The organism is Kluyvera sichuanensis, assembly GCF_040930405.1.
GTDB classification, from domain to species: Bacteria; Pseudomonadota; Gammaproteobacteria; order Enterobacterales; family Enterobacteriaceae; genus Kluyvera; species Kluyvera sichuanensis.
Genome location: NZ_CP162271.1, coordinates 3126488 through 3146125, shown reverse-complemented (window position 1 = coordinate 3146125; position 19638 = coordinate 3126488). Strand labels below are relative to the sequence as shown.

General features: G+C 53.6%; 15 protein-coding genes, 1 tRNA gene and 1 pseudogene. 14 read left to right on the top strand and 3 right to left on the bottom strand.

From position 1 onward, the window contains the following. Window positions 1-24: 24 nt before the first annotated feature. Entirely contained in the window at window positions 25-561 is a 537-nt protein-coding gene (locus tag AB2B48_RS15125) for a carboxymuconolactone decarboxylase family protein (protein ID WP_333012199.1), read from the bottom strand. 116 nt (window positions 562-677) lie between these two features. Between AB2B48_RS15125 and AB2B48_RS15120 the strand changes: the two genes are divergently transcribed. Further along, window positions 678-1583: an AraC family transcriptional regulator gene (locus tag AB2B48_RS15120; RefSeq protein WP_220440889.1), complete on the top strand. Its 906-nt coding sequence runs from the start codon at window positions 678-680 to the stop codon at window positions 1581-1583. A gap of 113 nt (window positions 1584-1696) precedes the next feature. Here AB2B48_RS15120 and argG read toward each other — a convergent pair whose 3' ends face one another. After that, complete coding sequence (gene argG, locus AB2B48_RS15115) at window positions 1697-3040, bottom strand: argininosuccinate synthase (RefSeq protein WP_185667816.1); 1344 nt, start codon at window positions 3038-3040, stop codon at window positions 1697-1699. A 334-nt stretch (window positions 3041-3374) separates the two neighbouring features. On the opposite strand from argG, the gene AB2B48_RS15110 reads away from it, so the two are divergent. From AB2B48_RS15110 to AB2B48_RS15050, 13 genes and pseudogenes are all read left to right on the top strand, one after another. Continuing rightward, window positions 3375-3451: transfer RNA gene (locus AB2B48_RS15110), tRNA-Met, on the top strand. 208 nt (window positions 3452-3659) lie between these two features. Further along, window positions 3660-4112 (top strand): ribosome maturation factor RimP, encoded by a 453-nt coding sequence (rimP, locus tag AB2B48_RS15105; RefSeq protein WP_185667817.1) that lies wholly within the window; start codon window positions 3660-3662, stop codon window positions 4110-4112. A 28-nt stretch (window positions 4113-4140) separates the two neighbouring features. Next, entirely contained in the window at window positions 4141-5628 is a 1488-nt protein-coding gene (nusA, locus tag AB2B48_RS15100; RefSeq protein ID WP_123651655.1) for a transcription termination factor NusA, read from the top strand. Between the two features lie 24 nt (window positions 5629-5652). Continuing rightward, window positions 5653-8343, top strand: a complete 2691-nt coding sequence (infB, locus tag AB2B48_RS15095; RefSeq protein WP_220440891.1) for a translation initiation factor IF-2 — start codon at window positions 5653-5655, stop codon at window positions 8341-8343. 101 nt (window positions 8344-8444) lie between these two features. Beyond that, window positions 8445-8849, top strand: a complete 405-nt coding sequence (gene rbfA / locus AB2B48_RS15090) for a 30S ribosome-binding factor RbfA (RefSeq protein ID WP_185667820.1) — start codon at window positions 8445-8447, stop codon at window positions 8847-8849. Continuing rightward, window positions 8849-9793, top strand: a complete 945-nt coding sequence (gene truB / locus AB2B48_RS15085) for a tRNA pseudouridine(55) synthase TruB (RefSeq protein WP_185667821.1) — start codon at window positions 8849-8851, stop codon at window positions 9791-9793. The genes rbfA and truB overlap by 1 nt, the downstream gene beginning before the upstream one ends. A gap of 152 nt (window positions 9794-9945) precedes the next feature. Then, window positions 9946-10215 (top strand): 30S ribosomal protein S15, encoded by a 270-nt coding sequence (rpsO, locus tag AB2B48_RS15080; RefSeq protein ID WP_035891092.1) that lies wholly within the window; start codon window positions 9946-9948, stop codon window positions 10213-10215. Window positions 10216-10572: 357 nt separating this feature from the next. Beyond that, window positions 10573-12708, top strand: a complete 2136-nt coding sequence (gene pnp, locus AB2B48_RS15075; protein ID WP_185667822.1) for a polyribonucleotide nucleotidyltransferase — start codon at window positions 10573-10575, stop codon at window positions 12706-12708. Window positions 12709-12818: 110 nt separating this feature from the next. Then, a complete protein-coding gene (gene nlpI, locus AB2B48_RS15070; RefSeq protein ID WP_185667823.1) occupies window positions 12819-13703 on the top strand; it encodes a lipoprotein NlpI in 885 nt (294 codons plus the stop codon). 105 nt (window positions 13704-13808) lie between these two features. Further along, window positions 13809-13889: a protein YrbN gene (gene yrbN, locus AB2B48_RS15065; protein WP_100249910.1), complete on the top strand. Its 81-nt coding sequence runs from the start codon at window positions 13809-13811 to the stop codon at window positions 13887-13889. After that, window positions 13882-15852, top strand: a complete 1971-nt coding sequence (locus AB2B48_RS15060) for a DEAD/DEAH family ATP-dependent RNA helicase (protein ID WP_185667824.1) — start codon at window positions 13882-13884, stop codon at window positions 15850-15852. Before yrbN ends, AB2B48_RS15060 begins: the two co-directional genes overlap by 8 nt. 145 nt (window positions 15853-15997) lie before the next feature. Beyond that, a pseudogene (gene mtr / locus AB2B48_RS15055) lies at window positions 15998-17244 on the top strand (tryptophan permease). A gap of 54 nt (window positions 17245-17298) precedes the next feature. Continuing rightward, entirely contained in the window at window positions 17299-18477 is a 1179-nt protein-coding gene (locus AB2B48_RS15050; protein ID WP_368299557.1) for a hypothetical protein, read from the top strand. Between the two features lie 75 nt (window positions 18478-18552). Here AB2B48_RS15050 and AB2B48_RS15045 read toward each other — a convergent pair whose 3' ends face one another. Beyond that, entirely contained in the window at window positions 18553-19560 is a 1008-nt protein-coding gene (locus tag AB2B48_RS15045) for a luciferase-like monooxygenase (RefSeq protein WP_368299556.1), read from the bottom strand. Window positions 19561-19638 lie beyond the last annotated feature (78 nt).

Below are 19638 nucleotides of genomic sequence, written 5' to 3'. Positions count from 1 at the left end.
CTCCGTTATCCGGCATGCTTCGGCTTAGTCAGCCTTTGGGAAGTCAACCACGGTGTCGTTCACCCGGTTCACCATATTGGTAAACAGAATAGCGCTGATGGCGCTGATGGCTTCAATCACCTGACGGTCGCTGAACCCGGCGTCGCGCAGTGCGGCAACATCGGCTTCCGGCAGCGTACCCGTGGTGGTCACCAGCGTTTGTGAGAATTTAGCCAGCGCGTCGAGATGGGCATCTTCGGCATACTCTGCACGGCGCAGTTCGCGAATCTGTTCACTGCTGAAGCCAGCTTTTTTCGCCATCATGCTGTGGGCTGCCAGGCAGTAATCGCAGCCGGTGGCTTCGCTCACCGCCAGGTTGATGGTTTCCAGTTCCTTCGCGTTCAGGCTCCCCTTATGCAGCATGGCGTTGTGCGCCAGCGCCTGTTGCAGCGACTCCGGTGAATGCCCACCGATGGTCAGATAGGCATTCGGCACTTTCCCCATCGCTTTTTTAATCCCGCCAAAGATCTCTGCGGCTTTACCTGTTGCATCTTGTTCACGAATTTCAGCTAAACGGCTCATGACATACTCCTGTTACTAGAGGGTTTGTAGTGGCAATGACGTCATCTTAGAGGCGTTGGTCGTGCTAGACTGGCGCTCTTCGTCTCATCTTTTTGTCTTATCGTCTCAGGAGTGTTATGGATAGCCTTAGCCATCTTTTGACGCTGTTGGCCCCACGCTGCGAAGTGAATCTTCACTGTCGCTTCGGTGGGCGCTGGCAGGCGGGGCATGATCAGATGCGTGCTGGCATCGTGCCCTGGCATTTTGTGCTGCGGGGGGAAGGGCGTCTTACCGTGGGGAATCAAACCCGGCATATGCGCGCGGGAGATGTCATCCTGTTGCCCCACGGCTCGCCGCATCTAATGGAGAGCCTGGTGGAGTGGGGGCAGGTTCTGCCGGTGGCTCACCGCTTTAACGGCACGCTAACCGAAATGCGTACCGGTAGCGAGAGCGATGCGCTGGAGATGCTGTGCGGCGAGTTCTATTTTGGCCCACACGTTAGCTGGCTGTTTGCCGAAGAGTCGGAGCTTATTCATCTGCATACCCACGAGCGTGACGATTGCCCGGAACTGGAGATTCTGCTCAACGTTCTGGTGCGCGAAAGCCTGGCCGAGCATCCTGGCGGCAGCGCAATTGTGCGAAGCCTCGGCGATACGCTGCTGGTTCTGCTGCTGCGAACGCTGCTGGGAGCAGAGGAGCCGCCGGGCGGTTTACTGCGCCTGATGCGTGATGAACGATTGATGCCCGCAGTACTGGCCGTTCTGGCCACGCCGGAACAGCCCTGGACGATGGAAAGTATGGCCGCCCGCGCCTTTTTATCACGCGCGACCTTTGCTCGTCACTTTGCCCGCGCTTACCACCTGACGCCGCAGGCCTGGCTTACCCAGTTACGTATGGCGATGGCCGCCCGATTGCTGCACCAGGACCGACAGGCCCGGCTCGATGTCATTGCTGAACGCTGCGGATTCCAGTCGCTGGCATCGTTCTCAAAAACCTTCAAAAAGCACTATGGCCAGACTCCCGGAGAATGGCGACGTCGATAGCGCACTTTTAGTCGCCCGGCCGAACGCAGTGACGCCGTGACCTCATTGAACCCAAGCAATCCCCAGACGCAAAAAAGGCCGCTCATGCGGCCTTTTACCTTCTCAACGCAGGCTTATTTGCCTTTGTTTTCCAGGTTCTCAACCTGCGGCAGGCCGGTAGCGGAAGAGGCGGTCAGCAGACCGGTCTTCGCATAGCCGAACAGCTTCTCGCGGGTATCGGTGATGTCCAGGTTACGCATGGTCAGCTGGCCGATACGATCGTCTGGAGAGAACACGGACTCGCCTTTTTCCATGGTCAGACGTTCTGCTTTGTAGGTCAGGTTGTCAGACACGGTGTTCAGGATGGTGTAGTCGTTACCGCGACGCAGTTCCAGGGTCACTTCACCGGTAATCTGGCTAGCAACCCAACGTTGCAGGGAGTCACGCAGCATCAGTGCCTGAGAATCGAACCAGCGACCCTGATACAGCAGACGACCCAGCTGGCGGCCGTGAGCGTGATACTGCTCGATGGTATCTTCGTTGTGGATACCGGTCAGCAGGCGCTCGTAGGCAATGTGCAGCAGCGCCATCCCCGGAGCTTCGTAGATGCCACGGCTCTTCGCTTCGATGATACGGTTTTCAATCTGGTCGCTCATGCCCAGACCGTGACGGCCGCCGATGCGGTTTGCTTCCAGCATCATCTCAACGTCGTCGCTGAAGGTTTTGCCGTTCAGCGCTACCGGGTGGCCCTGCTCAAAGCGTACGGTCACTTCTTCCGCTGGGATCTTCACGTTCTCGTCCCAGAACTTCACGCCCATGATCGGGTTAACGATTTTCACGCTGGAGTTCAGGAACTCAAGATCTTTCGCTTCGTGGGTGGCGCCCAGCATGTTGGAGTCGGTGGAGTAGGCTTTCTCAACGGACATCTTGTAGTCGAAGCCGCAGGCAATCATGAATTCAGACATTTCATGACGGCCGCCAAGCTCGTCGATAAAGTCGGTATCGAGCCACGGCTTGTAGATTTGCAGCTCGGCGTTGGTCAGCAGGCCGTAACGATAGAAACGTTCGATATCGTTACCTTTATAAGTACTGCCGTCACCCCAGATATTAACGCCATCTTCTTTCATCGCGGCAACCAGCATAGTACCGGTCACGGCACGGCCCAGCGGGGTGGTGTTGAAATAGGTCAGACCGCCGGTGGTGTTATGGAAGGCACCACACTGAATCGCGGCGATACCTTCAGCAACCAGCTGCTTACGGCAGTCGATCAGGCGAGCGTTCTCTGCGCCATATTCCATAGCACGACGAGGGATCGCATCATAATCGTCTTCGTCAGGCTGGCCCAGGTTTGCAGTATATGCATAAGGGACAGCTCCTTTTTGTCGCATCCACAGCAGCGCTGCGCTGGTGTCGAGACCGCCAGAGAAGGCGATACCAATACGTTGACCTGCTGGAAGATGCTTGAGAATCGTCGTCATAAAGTAAAACCCTGCTTGATTGACTGAAGGAGAAATCGCTTTCGCTGTCAGTGAATTTTTATGCAAAATAAATGAGTTTTCATTTAATCATGTTTTAGCTAACACCGGAAGGGATTCATGCATTTTTATTCAAAAATTCCGCGCCGTCAGCGCCGGTTGCCACGGTTACCATACCGCGATGGCGTACGCATTTCTTCTGCATAGAATGTGAGGTTGACAAGCTGTGATCGAGGTCACTATACTGTAGGTCGATTTTACGTCCCGTCCTCGGTACCAAATCCCAGCATTATTTGCACTTTTTGCTCAAAACGAGTAAAATTTGCCACGTTTCAGGCGCGGGGTGGAGCAGCCTGGTAGCTCGTCGGGCTCATAACCCGAAGGTCGTCGGTTCAAATCCGGCCCCCGCAACCACTTTCCCTTAGAGTTCATTTTCAAATATACTGTGAAGACTTAGGCCTTCGTAGCTGGATTTGAAAAAAAATTCTTTCGGAAGGTTCTCCAGGCCGCAGTTGCGGCTATAGGGTTCAGTTATCTAAAGCCCCGATTTATCGGGGTTTTTTGTTATCTGACTACAGAATAACTGGGCTTTAGGCCCTTTTTTTATGTCTTGGGGGTGGGTTTGTCCACATTAGAGCAAAAATTAACAGAGATGATTACAGCGCCGGTTGAAGCCTTGGGCTACGAACTGGTCGGCATCGAATTTGTTCGCGGTCGCACATCCACACTGCGCATCTATATTGATAGTGAAGATGGCATCAATGTTGATGATTGTGCTGATGTGAGCCACCAGGTAAGCGCGGTGATGGACGTTGAAGATCCTATTACTGTGGCTTACAACCTGGAAGTTTCCTCTCCGGGCCTCGACCGTCCTATGTTCACTGCTGAACACTATGTGCGTTTCATGGGTGAAGAGGTTGCGCTGGTCCTGCGTATGGCGGTTCAGAACCGTCGTAAGTGGCAGGGCGTTATTAAAGCGGTAGACGGTGAGATGATCACCGTGACAGTCGACGGTAAAGATGAAGTGTTCGCGCTGAGTAACATCCAGAAGGCGAACCTGGTTCCCCACTTTTAACAGTCTGGATTGAGGTGAAAAGCCCGCGATGAACAAAGAAATTTTGGCCGTTGTTGAAGCCGTTTCCAACGAAAAATCACTGCCACGCGAGAAAATTTTTGAAGCGCTGGAAAGTGCGCTGGCTACAGCAACGAAGAAAAAATACGAACAAGAGATTGACGTTCGCGTTGAAATTGACCGTCGTAGCGGTGATTTCGACACCTTCCGTCGTTGGGTTATTGTCGAAGAAGTGACCCAGCCGACTAAAGAAATTACCCTCGAAGCGGCACGCTTCGAAGACGAAAGCCTGAACGTGGGCGAATACGTTGAAGATCAGATCGAATCTGTCACCTTCGACCGTATCACGACCCAGACGGCAAAACAGGTAATCGTACAGAAAGTACGTGAAGCCGAACGCGCAATGGTTGTTGACCAGTTCCGTGAGCATGAAGGTGAGATCATCACCGGCGTGGTGAAGAAAGTTAACCGCGACAACATCTCCCTGGACCTCGGTAGCAACGCTGAAGCGGTTATCCTGCGTGAAGACATGCTGCCGCGTGAAAACTTCCGTCCAGGCGACCGTATTCGCGGCGTTCTGTACTCCGTACGTCCGGAAGCGCGCGGTGCGCAGCTCTTCGTCACCCGTTCTAAGCCAGAAATGCTGATCGAACTGTTCCGCATTGAAGTGCCAGAAATCGGCGAAGAAGTTATCGAAATCAAAGCCGCTGCTCGCGATCCGGGCTCTCGTGCCAAAATCGCTGTGAAGACCAACGACAAACGTATCGACCCAGTCGGTGCTTGCGTTGGTATGCGCGGCGCGCGTGTTCAGGCGGTTTCTACCGAGCTGGGCGGCGAACGTATCGATATCGTGCTGTGGGACGACAACCCGGCGCAGTTCGTGATCAACGCGATGGCTCCGGCTGACGTGGCATCTATTGTGGTTGACGAAGACAAGCACACCATGGATATCGCGGTTGAAGCGGGTAACCTGGCGCAGGCGATTGGCCGAAACGGTCAGAACGTCCGTCTGGCGTCTCAGCTGAGCGGCTGGGAACTCAACGTCATGACCGTTGATGACCTGCAGGCGAAGCATCAGGCTGAAGCACACGCGGCTATCGATACCTTCACTAAATATCTCGATATTGATGAAGATTTCGCTACCGTGCTGGTTGAAGAAGGCTTCTCCACGCTGGAAGAACTGGCCTACGTGCCAATGAAAGAACTGCTGGCTATTGATGGCCTGGATGAAGACACCGTTGAAGCACTGCGCGAGCGTGCTAAAAACGCACTGACCACTCTGGCACTGGCCCAGGAAGAGAGCCTCGGTGATAATAAACCGGCTGACGATCTGCTGAATCTGGAAGGATTGGATCGTGAGATGGCCTTCAAACTGGCTGCCCGTGGTGTTTGTACGCTGGAAGATCTCGCCGAACAGGGTATTGATGATCTGGTGGATATCGAAGGCTTAACCGACGAGAAAGCCGGTGAGCTGATTATGGCTGCCCGTAATATCTGCTGGTTCGGTGACGAAGCGTAATAAACTGTAGCAGGAAGGAACAGTATGACAGATGTAACCGTAAAAACGCTGGCTGCAGAAATACAGACCTCCGTGGATCGCCTGGTACAGCAATTTGCTGATGCGGGCATCCCGAAGGGCGCTGATGACTCTGTGTCCGCACAAGAGAAGCAAACCTTACTGGCGCATCTGAACCGTGAAAATGGTTCTGCTCCAGATAAGTTGACTTTGCAGCGCAAAACGCGCAGTACTCTCAACATTCCAGGTACCGGTGGAAAAAGCAAATCGGTACAAATCGAAGTCCGCAAGACACGCACCTTTGTGAAACGCGATCCGCAAGAGGCTGAACGCCTGGCCGCGGAAGAGCAGGCGCAGCGTGAAGCGGAAGAGCAAGCCCGTCGTGAAGCTGAAGAAGCAGCTAAACGCGAGGCGCAACAAAAAGCTGAACGTGAGGCCGCAGAAAAAGCTAATCGTGAAGCCGCTGATAAAGCGAAACGTGAAGCTGCGGAAAAAGACAAAGTGAGCAATCAACAGACCGACGATATGACCAAAACTGCCCAGGCCGAAAAAGCCCGCCGTGAAAATGAAGCTGCCGAGCTGAAGCGCAAAGCGGAAGAAGAAGCACGTCGCAAGCTTGAAGAAGAAGCGCGCCGCGTAGCGGAAGAAGCTCGCCGTATGGCAGAAGAAAACGAGAAGAATGGTGTGAATACCGCTGAACCGATTGAAGATGCTAGCGATTATCACGTCACCACCTCTCAGCACGCTCGACAGGCTGAAGACGAAAATGACCGTGAAGTTGAAGGTGGTCGTGGCCGTACCCGCACTGCGGCGAAAGCAGCTCGTCCTCAGAAGAAAGGCAACAAACACGCTGAATCTAAAGCCGATCGCGAAGAAGCACGCGCTGCTGGTCGCGGTGGTAAAGGTGGCAAGCGTAAAGGTTCCGCACTGCAACAGGGCTTCCAGAAGCCGGTTCAGGCCGTTAACCGTGACGTTGTGATTGGCGAAACCATCACCGTTGGCGATCTGGCTAACAAGATGGCGGTGAAAGGCTCTCAGGTCATCAAAGCGATGATGAAACTGGGCGCCATGGCCACCATCAACCAGGTCATCGACCAGGAAACCGCACAGCTGGTTGCCGAAGAGATGGGCCACAAAGTTATCCTGCGTCGTGAAAACGAGCTGGAAGAAGCGGTAATGAGCGACCGTGACACCGGTGCTGCGGCTGAACCGCGCGCACCAGTTGTGACCATCATGGGTCACGTTGACCACGGTAAAACCTCTCTGCTGGACTACATTCGTTCTACGAAAGTGGCCTCTGGCGAAGCGGGCGGCATTACCCAGCACATCGGTGCATATCACGTTGAAACTGAAAACGGGATGATCACCTTCCTGGATACCCCGGGTCACGCCGCGTTTACCTCTATGCGTGCTCGTGGTGCTCAGGCAACGGATATCGTTGTTCTGGTTGTTGCAGCAGACGACGGCGTGATGCCGCAGACCATCGAAGCAATCCAGCACGCGAAAGCGGCGCAGGTGCCTCTGGTTGTTGCTGTGAACAAAATCGATAAGCCAGAAGCCGATATGGACCGCGTGAAGAACGAACTGTCTCAGTACGGCGTTATGCCGGAAGAGTGGGGCGGCGAATCACAGTTCATCCCAGTATCTGCAAAAGCGGGTACCGGTATCGACGACCTGCTGAACGCTATCCTGCTGCAGGCTGAAGTTCTGGAGCTGAAAGCGGTTCGTAAAGGTATGGCGAGCGGTGCGGTTATCGAATCCTTCCTGGATAAAGGTCGTGGCCCAGTTGCTACCGTCCTGGTTCGCGAAGGTACCCTGAACAAGGGCGATATCGTGCTGTGTGGCTTCGAATACGGCCGCGTTCGTGCGATGCGTAACGAACTGGGTCAGGAAGTGCTGGAAGCGGGTCCATCCATTCCAGTGGAAATCCTCGGTCTGTCCGGTGTTCCGGCTGCCGGTGACGAAGTGACCGTCGTTCGTGACGAGAAGAAAGCGCGTGAAGTTGCTCTGTACCGTCAGGGTAAATTCCGTGAAGTTAAACTGGCTCGTCAGCAGAAATCTAAACTCGAGAACATGTTCGCCAACATGACCGAAGGCGAAGTTCACGAAGTGAACATCGTACTGAAGGCCGACGTACAGGGTTCTGTGGAAGCGATCTCCGACTCCTTGCTGAAACTGTCTACCGACGAAGTGAAAGTGAAGATCATCGGTTCTGGCGTAGGTGGTATCACCGAAACCGACGCAACCCTGGCTGCAGCATCCAATGCTATCCTGGTTGGCTTCAACGTACGTGCTGATGCCTCTGCACGTAAAGTTATCGAGTCAGAAAGCCTGGATCTGCGCTACTACTCCGTCATCTATAACCTGATCGACGAAGTGAAAGCGGCAATGAGCGGCATGCTGTCCCCAGAACTGAAACAGCAGATCATTGGTCTGGCTGAAGTTCGTGACGTGTTCAAATCACCGAAATTTGGTGCGATCGCGGGCTGTATGGTTACCGAAGGTACCATCAAGCGTCACAACCCAATCCGCGTTCTGCGCGACAACGTGGTTATCTATGAAGGCGAGCTGGAATCCCTGCGCCGCTTCAAAGATGACGTTAACGAAGTCCGTAACGGCATGGAATGTGGTATCGGCGTTAAGAACTACAACGACGTTCGCGTTGGCGATATGATCGAAGTGTTCGAAATCATCGAAATCCAACGTACCATCGCTTAATCTTCGTTAAGATTGTCGATTGTAGGCCGGGATCGCCTCGCGCAACCCGGCAATTATTTCAAAAGGGGCTGATAGCCCCTTTTTTGTCTGGAGAATTTATTATGGCGAAAGAATTTGGTCGCCCGCAGCGCGTGGCCCAGGAGATGCAAAAAGAGATCGCAATCATCCTGCAGCGCGAAATTAAAGATCCTCGTCTGGGTATGATGACCACCGTTTCCGGTGTCGAAATGTCCCGTGACCTGGCCTATGCCAAAGTGTTTGTTACCTTCCTGAACGATAAAGATGAAGCGGCGATTAAATCCGGCATCAAAGCACTGCAGGAAGCCTCTGGTTTTATCCGCTCCCTGCTCGGGAAAGCGATGCGCCTGCGTATCGTGCCGGAACTGACCTTCTTCTACGACAACTCGCTGGTTGAAGGTATGCGCATGTCTAACCTGGTGACCAGCGTGGTGAAGCATGACGACGAACGTCGTGTGAACCCAGCGGACGACAGCAAGGAGGACTGATGAGTCGTCCTCGTCGTCGCGGCCGTGATATTCACGGCGTATTGTTGCTGGATAAACCGCAAGGCGCATCCAGCAATGATGTGCTGCAGAAGGTAAAGCGTATTTATAACGCCAACCGTGCCGGTCATACCGGCGCGTTGGATCCGCTGGCGACCGGCATGCTGCCGATTTGCCTCGGTGAAGCCACCAAGTTCTCCCAGTACCTGCTGGACTCCGATAAGCGTTATCGTGTGATTGCCCGCCTGGGCCAGCGCACTGATACCTCGGACGCCGACGGACAAATCGTGGAAGAACGCCCGGTGACCTTTAGCGATGCGGAACTGGCCGAAGCGCTGGAGAGCTTCCGTGGAGACACCCAACAGGTGCCGTCCATGTATTCGGCGCTGAAGTATCAGGGCAAGAAGCTGTACGAATATGCGCGTCAGGGCATTGACGTACCGCGTGAAGCGCGTCCGATTACCGTCTATGAGCTGCTGTTTATTCGCCACGAAGGCAACGAGCTGGAGCTGGAGATTCACTGCTCAAAAGGCACCTATATTCGAACCATTATCGACGATCTGGGTGAGAAACTCGGCTGCGGTGCGCACGTGATTTTCCTGCGTCGTCTGGCGGTCAGCAAATACCCGGTTGATCGTATGGTTACGCTGGAACAGCTGCAGGCATTGGTCGAACAAGCCGAGCAGCAGGGCGTTCCAGCAGCGGAACTGCTCGACCCGCTATTAATGCCGATGGACAGTCCGGCTTCAGACTACCCAATAGTCAATATCCCTTTAACCTCATCGGTTTACTTTAAAAATGGTAACCCGGTGCGGACGTCAGGCGCACCGCTGGAAGGTCTGGTTCGTGTGACGGAAGGCGAAGAGGGCAAATTCCTCGGCATGGGCGAAATCGACGATGAAGGCCGCGTGGCACCACGCCGTCTGGTGGTTGAATACGCTGAGTAAGCCAGATTGTGTGGCTTGCGATAACAGAGCGCTGCGAGTAGAATGTCGCGGCTTAACGCCTGCTTAATTGTTTAACAATTGGCAAGCGTTATATCAGGGGCTGCTGAATTAGAGATCGGCACCCTTTCTTTCTTTTAAATTTGGAGTTCAAAATGTCTCTAAGCGTTGAAGCTAAAGCACAAATCGTTTCTGAGTTCGGTCGTGGCGCAAACGACAGCGGTTCTACCGAAGTTCAGGTTGCACTGCTGACTGCACAGATCAACCACCTGCAGGGTCACTTTGCAGAGCACAAAAAAGATCACCACAGCCGTCGTGGTCTGCTGCGCATGGTTTCTCAGCGTCGTAAACTGCTCGACTACCTGAAACGTAAAGATGTTGCACGCTACACCGCGCTGATCGAGCGTCTGGGTCTGCGTCGCTAATTCTAGCGAGTTTCAGAAAGAGGGGCCTTTATGGCCCCTTTTTTCCACCAGACGACGGCAATTTAAAAGAATTGAGTGCCCGTAGAAACGCTGTCTGCGCCCCGGTAATCCTCCCTGTCTACGTTTCGTTTAGACAAAATTGAGCTGAAATTACCGACACAGCAGTATTTTGAAAGATAACGGGTATAATGTATTGTTGTTGTGCATATTCTTCGTTGCAGAGGTTCGCGCGGCTAATGAGAGGCTTTACCCGCATCGGGTTAGGGTTGTCATTAGTCGCGAGGATGCAAAGAAGATCGGTATCATCGGCCGGTACGCCAGAGGGTGTGCCGCCATTTAATAAGAAAGGATAGAATTTTGCTTAATCCGATCGTTCGTAAGTTCCAGTACGGCCAACACACCGTCACGCTGGAAACCGGCATGATGGCGCGTCAGGCAACTGCCGCTGTTATGGTTAGCATGGATGACACCGCGGTATTCGTTACCGTTGTAGGTCAGAAAAAAGCGAAACCAGGCCAGGACTTCTTCCCGCTGACCGTTAACTATCAGGAGCGTACCTACGCTGCTGGTCGTATCCCAGGTAGCTTCTTCCGTCGTGAAGGCCGCCCAAGCGAAGGCGAAACCCTGATTGCGCGTCTGATTGACCGCCCGGTTCGCCCGCTGTTCCCAGAAGGCTTCGTTAACGAAGTTCAGGTTATTGCTACCGTTGTTTCCGTTAACCCACAGGTTAACCCAGACATCGTTGCTATGATTGGCGCATCTGCTGCCCTGTCCCTGTCCGGTATTCCGTTCAATGGTCCAATCGGTTCTGCTCGTGTTGGTTACATCAACGACCAGTACGTACTGAACCCAACTCAGGACGAGCTGAAAGAGAGCAAGCTGGATCTGGTTGTTGCCGGTACCGAAGCTGCCGTACTGATGGTTGAATCCGAAGCAGAACTGCTGAGCGAAGACCAGATGCTGGGTGCCGTGGTATTCGGTCACGAACAGCAGCAGGTTGTTATCAAAGAGATCAACGAGCTGGTTAAAGAAGCGGGCAAACCACGTTGGGATTGGCAGCCAGAAGCCGTCAACGAAGCGCTGAACGCGCGCGTTGCTGCGCTGGCAGAATCTCGCCTGAGCGACGCTTACCGCATCACCGACAAACAAGAGCGTTATGCTCAGGTTGACGTGATTAAATCTGAAACCATCGCTCAGCTGGTTGCAGAAGACGAAACCCTGGACGCTAACGAACTGGGTGAAATCCTGCACGCTATCGAGAAAAACGTTGTTCGTAGCCGCGTACTGGCAGGCGAGCCGCGTATCGATGGTCGCGAAAAAGACATGATCCGTGGTCTGGACGTACGTACTGGCGTTCTGCCACGTACTCACGGTTCCGCGCTGTTCACCCGTGGCGAAACTCAGGCGCTGGTGACTGCGACCCTGGGCACCACCCGTGATGCACAGAACCTCGACGAGCTGATGGGCGAGCGTACTGACAACTTCCTGTTCCACTACAACTTCCCTCCGTACTGCGTAGGTGAAACCGGTATGGTCGGTTCTCCTAAGCGTCGTGAGATTGGTCACGGTCGCCTGGCGAAACGCGGCGTGCTGGCAGTCATGCCAGAGCTGGACAAATTCCCGTACACCGTTCGTGTGGTTTCTGAAATCACCGAATCTAACGGTTCTTCTTCCATGGCTTCCGTATGTGGTGCTTCCCTGGCGCTGATGGACGCAGGCGTGCCTATCAAAGCTGCCGTTGCGGGTATCGCGATGGGTCTGGTGAAAGAAGGCGACAACTTTGTTGTTCTGTCTGACATCCTGGGCGACGAAGACCACCTGGGCGATATGGACTTCAAAGTGGCGGGTTCCCGCGACGGTATCTCTGCGCTGCAGATGGATATCAAAATTGAAGGTATCACCAAAGAGATCATGCAGGTTGCTCTGAACCAGGCTAAAGGTGCGCGTATGCACATCCTGGGCGTGATGGAACAGGCGATTAACGCGCCACGTGGCGACATTTCTCAGTTCGCTCCGCGTATCCACACCATCAAGATCAATCCAGACAAGATCAAAGACGTTATCGGTAAAGGCGGTTCTGTTATCCGTGCCCTGACCGAAGAAACCGGCACCACCATCGAAATCGAAGATGACGGTACCGTGAAGATCGCGGCGACCGACGGTGAAAAAGCGAAATTCGCTATCCGTCGTATCGAAGAGATCACTGCAGAAATCGAAGTCGGTCGTATCTACAACGGTAAAGTGACCCGTATCGTTGACTTTGGCGCATTCGTTGCCATCGGTGGCGGTAAAGAAGGTCTGGTACACATCTCTCAGATCGCTGATAAGCGCGTTGAGAAAGTGACTGACTACCTGCAGATGAATCAGGAAGTACCGGTTAAGGTTCTGGAAGTTGACCGTCAGGGCCGTATCCGTCTGAGCATTAAAGAAGCAACCGAGCAGTCTCAGCCAGCCGCCGCAGCACCAGCTCCGGCAGCAGAGCAGGGCGAGTAAGGTTTGCCTTTGCCCTCCGCGTTTGCGGAGGGCACATTTAGCTGGCCGGATGCCTTGTTTGCAGGCGGGGGACAGGACGTTCATCCAATTGTTGTCTTCGGGAGTGGGAAATGAAGCCTTTTTTGCGCTGGTGTTTCGTTGCGACAGCACTCACGCTGGCAGGATGCAGCAACTCTGCCTGGCGTAAGAGTGAAGTCCTCGCAGTGCCATTGCAACCGACTTTACAGCAGGAAGTGATCCTGGCACGCATGGAACAAATTCTTGCCAGTCGGGCTTTAACCGATGACGAACGCGCACAGCTTTTATATGAGCGCGGAGTGTTGTATGATAGTCTCGGTCTGAGGGCATTAGCGCGTAACGATTTCTCGCAAGCGCTGGCAATCCGACCTGATATGCCTGAAGTATTCAACTACTTAGGCATTTATTTAACGCAGGCAGGCAATTTTGATGCTGCCTATGAAGCGTTTGATTCTGTACTTGAGCTTGATCCAACTTACAATTATGCGCACTTGAATCGCGGCATCGCGCTTTATTACGGTGGCCGTGCGAAGTTAGCGCAAGATGATCTGCTGGCGTTTTATCAAGACGATCCCAATGATCCTTTCCGCAGTCTGTGGCTTTATCTCGCTGAGCAGAAGCTCGATGAGAAGCAGGCGAAAGATGCGTTGAAGCAACGCTTCGACAAATCGGATAAAGAACAGTGGGGATGGAACATTGTCGAGTTCTACTTAGGCAACATTGACGAAAAAACGTTAATGGAACGCCTGAAGGCGGACGCAACGGATAACACCTCGCTCGCTGAGCATCTCAGTGAAACCAACTTCTATTTAGGTAAGTATTACCTAAGTCTTGGGGACAAGGACAGCGCTACGGCACTGTTCAAACTGGCGGTTGCCAACAACGTACACAACTACGTTGAGCACCGATACGCATTGTTGGAATTATCGCTCCTGGGCCAGGACCAAGATGACCTGGCAGAATCGGACCAGCAATAGCTGACGACTACATCAGCCCGTAATCTTTTTGATTGCCATCACCTTCGCGGGTGAGGGCGTTGTTGTTCGTTAATACACCTACTTTGAGCCGGTTCACACTTTTCAATGAAAATTGCAGATCAATTTCATGATGAGTTATGTAGACTGGCCGCCATTAATATTGAGGCACTTGTACTACATGGCTGAATTCGAAACCACTTTTGCAGATCTGGGCCTGAAGGCTCCTATCCTTGAAGCCCTTACCGATCTGGGTTACGAAAAACCATCTCCGATCCAGGCTGAGTGCATTCCGCACCTGCTGGGCGGTCGTGACGTTCTGGGTATGGCCCAGACAGGTAGTGGTAAAACCGCAGCGTTTTCCCTGCCACTGCTGAACAATCTCGATCCTGAGCTGAAAGCACCACAGATTCTGGTGCTGGCCCCGACCCGCGAACTGGCGGTTCAGGTGGCTGAAGCAATGACTGAGTTCTCTAAACATATGCGCGGCGTAAACGTGGTTGCCCTGTACGGCGGCCAGCGTTATGACGTGCAGTTACGCGCCCTGCGTCAAGGGCCACAGATTGTCGTCGGTACTCCAGGTCGTCTGCTTGACCACCTGAAGCGCGGTACCCTGGATCTCTCTAAACTGAGCGGTCTGGTACTGGACGAAGCTGATGAAATGCTGCGTATGGGCTTTATCGAAGACGTTGAAACCATCATGGCTCAGATTCCAGAAGGTCATCAGACCGCGCTGTTCTCTGCAACCATGCCGGAAGCTATCCGTCGTATTACCCGTCGCTTTATGAAAGATCCACAGGAAGTACGCATTCAGTCCAGCGTAACGACCCGCCCGGACATCAGCCAGAGCTACTGGTCTGTGTACGGCATGCGCAAAAACGAAGCGCTGGTACGTTTCCTGGAAGCGGAAGATTTTGATGCGGCGATTATCTTCGTTCGTACCAAAAACGCGACCCTGGAAGTGGCTGAAGCCCTGGAACGTAGCGGCTACAACAGCGCCGCGCTGAACGGTGACATGAACCAGTCCCTGCGTGAGCAGACTCTGGATCGTCTGAAAGACGGTCGTCTGGACATCCTGATCGCAACCGACGTTGCGGCACGTGGTCTGGACGTTGAGCGTATCAGCCTGGTTGTTAACTACGATATCCCAATGGACTCCGAGTCTTACGTTCACCGTATCGGTCGTACCGGTCGTGCGGGTCGTGCTGGCCGTGCGCTGCTGTTCGTTGAGAACCGCGAGCGTCGTCTGCTGCGCAACATCGAACGTACTATGAAGCTGACCATTCCAGAAGTTGAACTGCCAAACGCAGATCTGCTGGGCAAACGCCGTCTGGAAAAATTCGCCGCGAAAGTACAGCAGCAGCTGGAAAGCAGCGATCTGGATCAGTACCGTGCACTGCTGGCGCAAATCCAGCCGACGGCTGAAGGCGAAGAGCTGGACGTTGAAACGCTGGCCGCTGCGCTGCTGAAAATGGCACAGGGCGAACGTTCTCTGATCGTTCCACCAGATGCGCCAATGCGTCCTAAGCGTGAGTTCCGTGACCGTGACGATCGTTTCGAACGTCGTGACCGTAACGACCGCAATGACCGTGGCCCACGTGGCGACCGTGCAGAACGCGGTGGTGAAGATCGTCCTAAGCGCGAACGTCGTGACGTTGGCGATATGGAACTGTACCGCATTGAAGTGGGTCGTGATGACGGCGTTGAAGTTCGTCACATCGTTGGCGCTATCGCGAACGAAGGCGACATCAGCAGCCGTTACATTGGTAACATCAAGCTGTTCGGTACCCACTCTACCATCGAACTGCCAAAAGGCATGCCGGGCGAAGTACTGCAGCACTTTACTCGTACCCGCATCCTGAACAAGCCGATGAACATGCAGCTGATCGGCGACGCGCAGCCTCGTCCAGAGCGTAGCGGTCGTAGCTTCGGCGGTGAACGTCGTGAAGGTGGTCGTAGCTTCGGTGGCGAACGTCGTGAAGGCGGTCGCGGTTTCGGCGGTGAGCGTCGTGAAGGCGGTCGTGGTGATGGTCGTCGTTTCAGCGGTGAGCGTCGTGACGGTGGTAACCGTGCGCCGCGCCGTGATGATGCAGGCGCTGCTCCACGTCGTGATGACTCTACCGGTCGTCGTCGTTTCGGCGGTGACGCATAAGCCTCACGGTTTAAAAGCGTAAAGTAATATATACAGCCCCGATCGTCATGATTGGGGCTTTTTTTATTCCATTTGTACTCGTGTACTGGTACAGTGCGACACATTAAAATGCAGTAGCAAAATAATACACTGGAGAAAAGGCTGTATGGCGACACTAACCACCACCCAAACGTCACCTTCGCTGCTTGGCGGCGTGGTGATCATCGGCGGCACAATCATTGGTGCGGGAATGTTCTCTCTGCCGGTGGTCATGTCTGGGGCGTGGTTCTTCTGGTCGATGGCGGCGCTGGTGTTTACCTGGTTCTGCATGCTGCATTCGGGGTTGATGATCCTTGAAGCAAACCTCAACTACCGTATTGGTTCGAGCTTCGACACCATTACCAAAGATCTGCTGGGCAAAGGCTGGAACGTGGTGAACGGCATCTCTATTGCCTTCGTGCTCTACATCCTGACCTACGCCTATATCTCGGCGAGCGGCTCGATTCTGCATCACACCTTCGCTGAGATGTCGCTGAACGTCCCGCTTCGGGCGCAGGCTTTGGCTTTGCGCTGCTGGTGGCGTTCGTGGTGTGGTTGAGCACCAAAGCGGTGAGCCGCATGACCGCTATCGTGCTGGGCGCCAAGGTGATTACCTTCTTCCTGACCTTCGGTAGCCTGATGGGGCACGTCACGCCCGCCACGCTGTTTAATGTGGCTGAGACTCACGCCAGCTATACGCCTTACCTGTTGATGACGCTGCCGTTCTGTCTCGCCTCGTTTGGCTATCACGGTAACGTACCGAGCCTGATGAAGTACTACGGCAAAGATCCTAAGACCATCGTGAAGTGCCTGGTGTACGGCACGCTGCTGGCGCTGGTGCTCTATACCGTGTGGTTGCTGGGGACGATGGGCAACATCCCGCGTCCGGAGTTTATCGGCATTGCGCAGAAGGGCGGTAACATTGATGTGCTGGTGCAGGCGCTGAGCGGCGTGCTCAATAGCCGTAGCTTGGATCTGCTGCTGGTGGTATTCTCAAACTTTGCCGTGGCGAGTTCGTTCCTCGGGGTGACGCTGGGCCTGTTCGACTATCTGGCAGATCTGTTCAAGTTTGATGACTCTGCGCTGGGGCGTTTCAAAACCGCGCTGTTGACCTTCCTGCCGCCGATTATCGGTGGCCTGCTGTGGCCGAACGGTTTCCTGTATGCCATTGGCTATGCTGGGCTGGCGGCGACCATCTGGGCGGCGATTGTCCCGGCGCTGCTGGCACGTAAATCCCGTAAGCGCTTCGGTAGCCCGAAATTCCGCGTCTGGGGTGGTAAGCCGATGATTGCGTTGATTCTGGTCTTTGGTGTGGGTAACGCGCTGGTACACGTGCTGTCGAGCTTTAATCTGCTGCCGGTTTATCAGTCATAGGACTGTTTTAACGTTTATTCCGGTTGGATTATTGATTTTATCCGTAATGGATTTATGGAGAAATTTAAATTGTTTATACCTATGGATGATTATATCAGGCGGGGTATTATTACCTGCTTTTTGAGTTCTACGCTTCTATTTTCTGGTGCTAGTGTTGCGGTAAGTAAATATCCTATTATTTCTGGTGATATATCCAGTCCTGAATGTTTGGATGCCTTTGCATTGTCAAAAGCAATGTTTGATGCAAGATCATCTAGACTATATGCCCCGCTGACTATTCCGAAGAGCGTTAATAGTAAATTTGTGCTTGGCGCTACGAAAGTTGACATCTCCGGTGGGAGAGAATTGAGTGCAGATAATAGTGTATTTGAAACGGTTGATGTCTCTGGTGGAGGTCGTCGACGTGATTTTTTTATCGCAAAGACGCCCAAATATGGCATACGTTTATTTCTTCGTGAGAGTTTTTCTGGATGGCGCGGAGACACTTATTCACTTTATTTTCTCGATGCAGCGAAAGAACAAAGTAAGGCACTTGCGGATATATCTGCCGGAAGAGAAAGCGACTCCAAAAAGGAAGTTCATTCGGAAATTCTGCGATCGACATGGCGACCACCTATTATCTTCGAGGGACTATCTAAAGCGCTATGGTTTATTGTGGTTGGCGAATGGTACCAAATTATGCCGGATTGGACTGTTTACAGGGAAGAACCGGATGGGTTTAAACAAGCGTGTGTCATAAGTTTTCGTCCAAAGGGGAATACTGGTACTGAACTATTACCCAAAGAAGTGCGCAAATTCGCCAGACTCGTCGATGGAACTATTGGGAATGGCCCTCTTGAAGGAACATTGCAGTCAACCCTATATATCCGAATAGGGGTTCAACAGGGATGGGCTAATGCCATTCTGCGGCCGTGGGCCTTGTCTGACGATGATGCGTATAACTCTACGGAGCAGGTTAATGCTGCTTTATTAGAATGGTCAAAAAAAGCACCATCATTTCGCCGCCTATACAAAGAAATCATTCACACATACCCTGTCGCGGAAAACGCACTGACTCATTACTATATTCGCCATTTTGGTTTGAAGAAAAAAGAGGCAAAGGAGTTGGCTGCGTGGGTAATGAACGTCATGTTCCGGGTGAATTTTGTATTTCATCGTGAAACGGAAGATCAGAATAAGCAGGGGGGGGATGTGAATCCAAATCCGTTGTGGAAAGAGGGGATAACGCCCTGATTTCCTGCAATGTCCCGGCTTCTGCCGGGACATTTATACATCATCGTTTGACTCTAAAGTCAAATGGAGGAGCGGCTATCCCAACAATTCCTGCTTCACATCCATCGCCAACCCAAACGAATGCAGCCGCGCCTGATGATCGAAAATCTGGCCGTTAACCATAATCTCATCCGCCTGCGTTTCCCGCAGAATAGACTCCAGCCCGTGGCGTACTTTCGCCTTATCACCGACCAGCGACATCCGTAGCGCCTGGTCAACGCCGTATTTTTCCGATGGCGTCCAGAAATGCTCCATCTGCTGAATCGGCGGCGGCAGCTGCCCGGTCTCTCCACGACGCAGTTTCGTGAACGCTTGCTGCATAGAGGTAAAGAGGAATTCGGCATCGCGGTTGCTGTCGGCGGCGATGATATTGATGCATACCATCGCATACGGTTTTTCCAGCCGCGCCGACGGTTTGAAGTTGGTGCGATAGAGATGCAGCGCCTGGAACAACATGTCCGGGGCGAAGTGTGAGGCGAAAGCAAACGGCAGGCCGAGCTGTGCGGCAAGCTGCGCGCCGTACAGGCTGGAACCGAGCAGCCACACCGGGATCTTCTCGCCATAGCCCGGTACCGGGCGTACCTGCGGGTCAGGGTCGACCGCATCAAACCAGTCCACCAGCTCCGCGACGTCGCGCGGGAAGTTATCGATATCGCCGCTCATATGACGGCGCAGCGCGCGCATCGTTGGCTGATCGCTGCCCGGCGCACGGCCAAGACCCAAATCGATACGTCCTGGATAGAGCGTGTTGAGCGTACCGAACTGCTCGGCAATCACCAGCGGCGAGTGGTTAGGCAGCATCACGCCGCCGGAACCCAGATGCAGCGTGGTGGTGTGGGCGGCGAGGTAGCCAATCAGCACCGAGGTGGCCGCACTGGCGATACCCACCATATTGTGGTGTTCTGCCAGCCAATAGCGGTGGTAGCCGCGCTTTTCAGCGAGCTGTGCCAGAGAGAGCGAATGGGAGAAGGCTTCTCGTGCGGAGGAACCTTGAGGGATCGGCGCAAGATCGAGCACCGAGAATGCAACGGTTTTGTCAGTCATAAAGGCTCACTTTGCTACAGCATAGTCATCAGATTGAAGGTCTTGTTCCCGCCGGGCATCCCCGGCCAGAAAAGCTGC

Excerpts from the sequence above, each read along its gene's own strand:
- nusA (WP_123651655.1), top strand. The coding sequence starts at position 4,141 with ATGAACAAAGAAATTTTGGCCGTTGTTGAAGCCGTTTCCAACGAAAAA.
- rbfA (WP_185667820.1), top strand. The coding sequence starts at position 8,445 with ATGGCGAAAGAATTTGGTCGCCCGCAGCGCGTGGCCCAGGAGATGCAA.
- AB2B48_RS15120 (WP_220440889.1), top strand. The coding sequence starts at position 678 with ATGGATAGCCTTAGCCATCTTTTGACGCTGTTGGCCCCACGCTGCGAA.
- AB2B48_RS15060 (WP_185667824.1), top strand. The coding sequence starts at position 13,882 with ATGGCTGAATTCGAAACCACTTTTGCAGATCTGGGCCTGAAGGCTCCT.
- rpsO (WP_035891092.1), top strand. The coding sequence starts at position 9,946 with ATGTCTCTAAGCGTTGAAGCTAAAGCACAAATCGTTTCTGAGTTCGGT.
- AB2B48_RS15125 (WP_333012199.1), bottom strand. The coding sequence starts at position 561 with ATGAGCCGTTTAGCTGAAATTCGTGAACAAGATGCAACAGGTAAAGCC.
- argG (WP_185667816.1), bottom strand. The coding sequence starts at position 3,040 with ATGACGACGATTCTCAAGCATCTTCCAGCAGGTCAACGTATTGGTATC.
- infB (WP_220440891.1), top strand. The coding sequence starts at position 5,653 with ATGACAGATGTAACCGTAAAAACGCTGGCTGCAGAAATACAGACCTCC.
- AB2B48_RS15045 (WP_368299556.1), bottom strand. The coding sequence starts at position 19,560 with ATGACTGACAAAACCGTTGCATTCTCGGTGCTCGATCTTGCGCCGATC.
- nlpI (WP_185667823.1), top strand. The coding sequence starts at position 12,819 with ATGAAGCCTTTTTTGCGCTGGTGTTTCGTTGCGACAGCACTCACGCTG.
- yrbN (WP_100249910.1), top strand. The coding sequence starts at position 13,809 with ATGAAAATTGCAGATCAATTTCATGATGAGTTATGTAGACTGGCCGCC.
- truB (WP_185667821.1), top strand. The coding sequence starts at position 8,849 with ATGAGTCGTCCTCGTCGTCGCGGCCGTGATATTCACGGCGTATTGTTG.
- AB2B48_RS15050 (WP_368299557.1), top strand. The coding sequence starts at position 17,299 with ATGGAGAAATTTAAATTGTTTATACCTATGGATGATTATATCAGGCGG.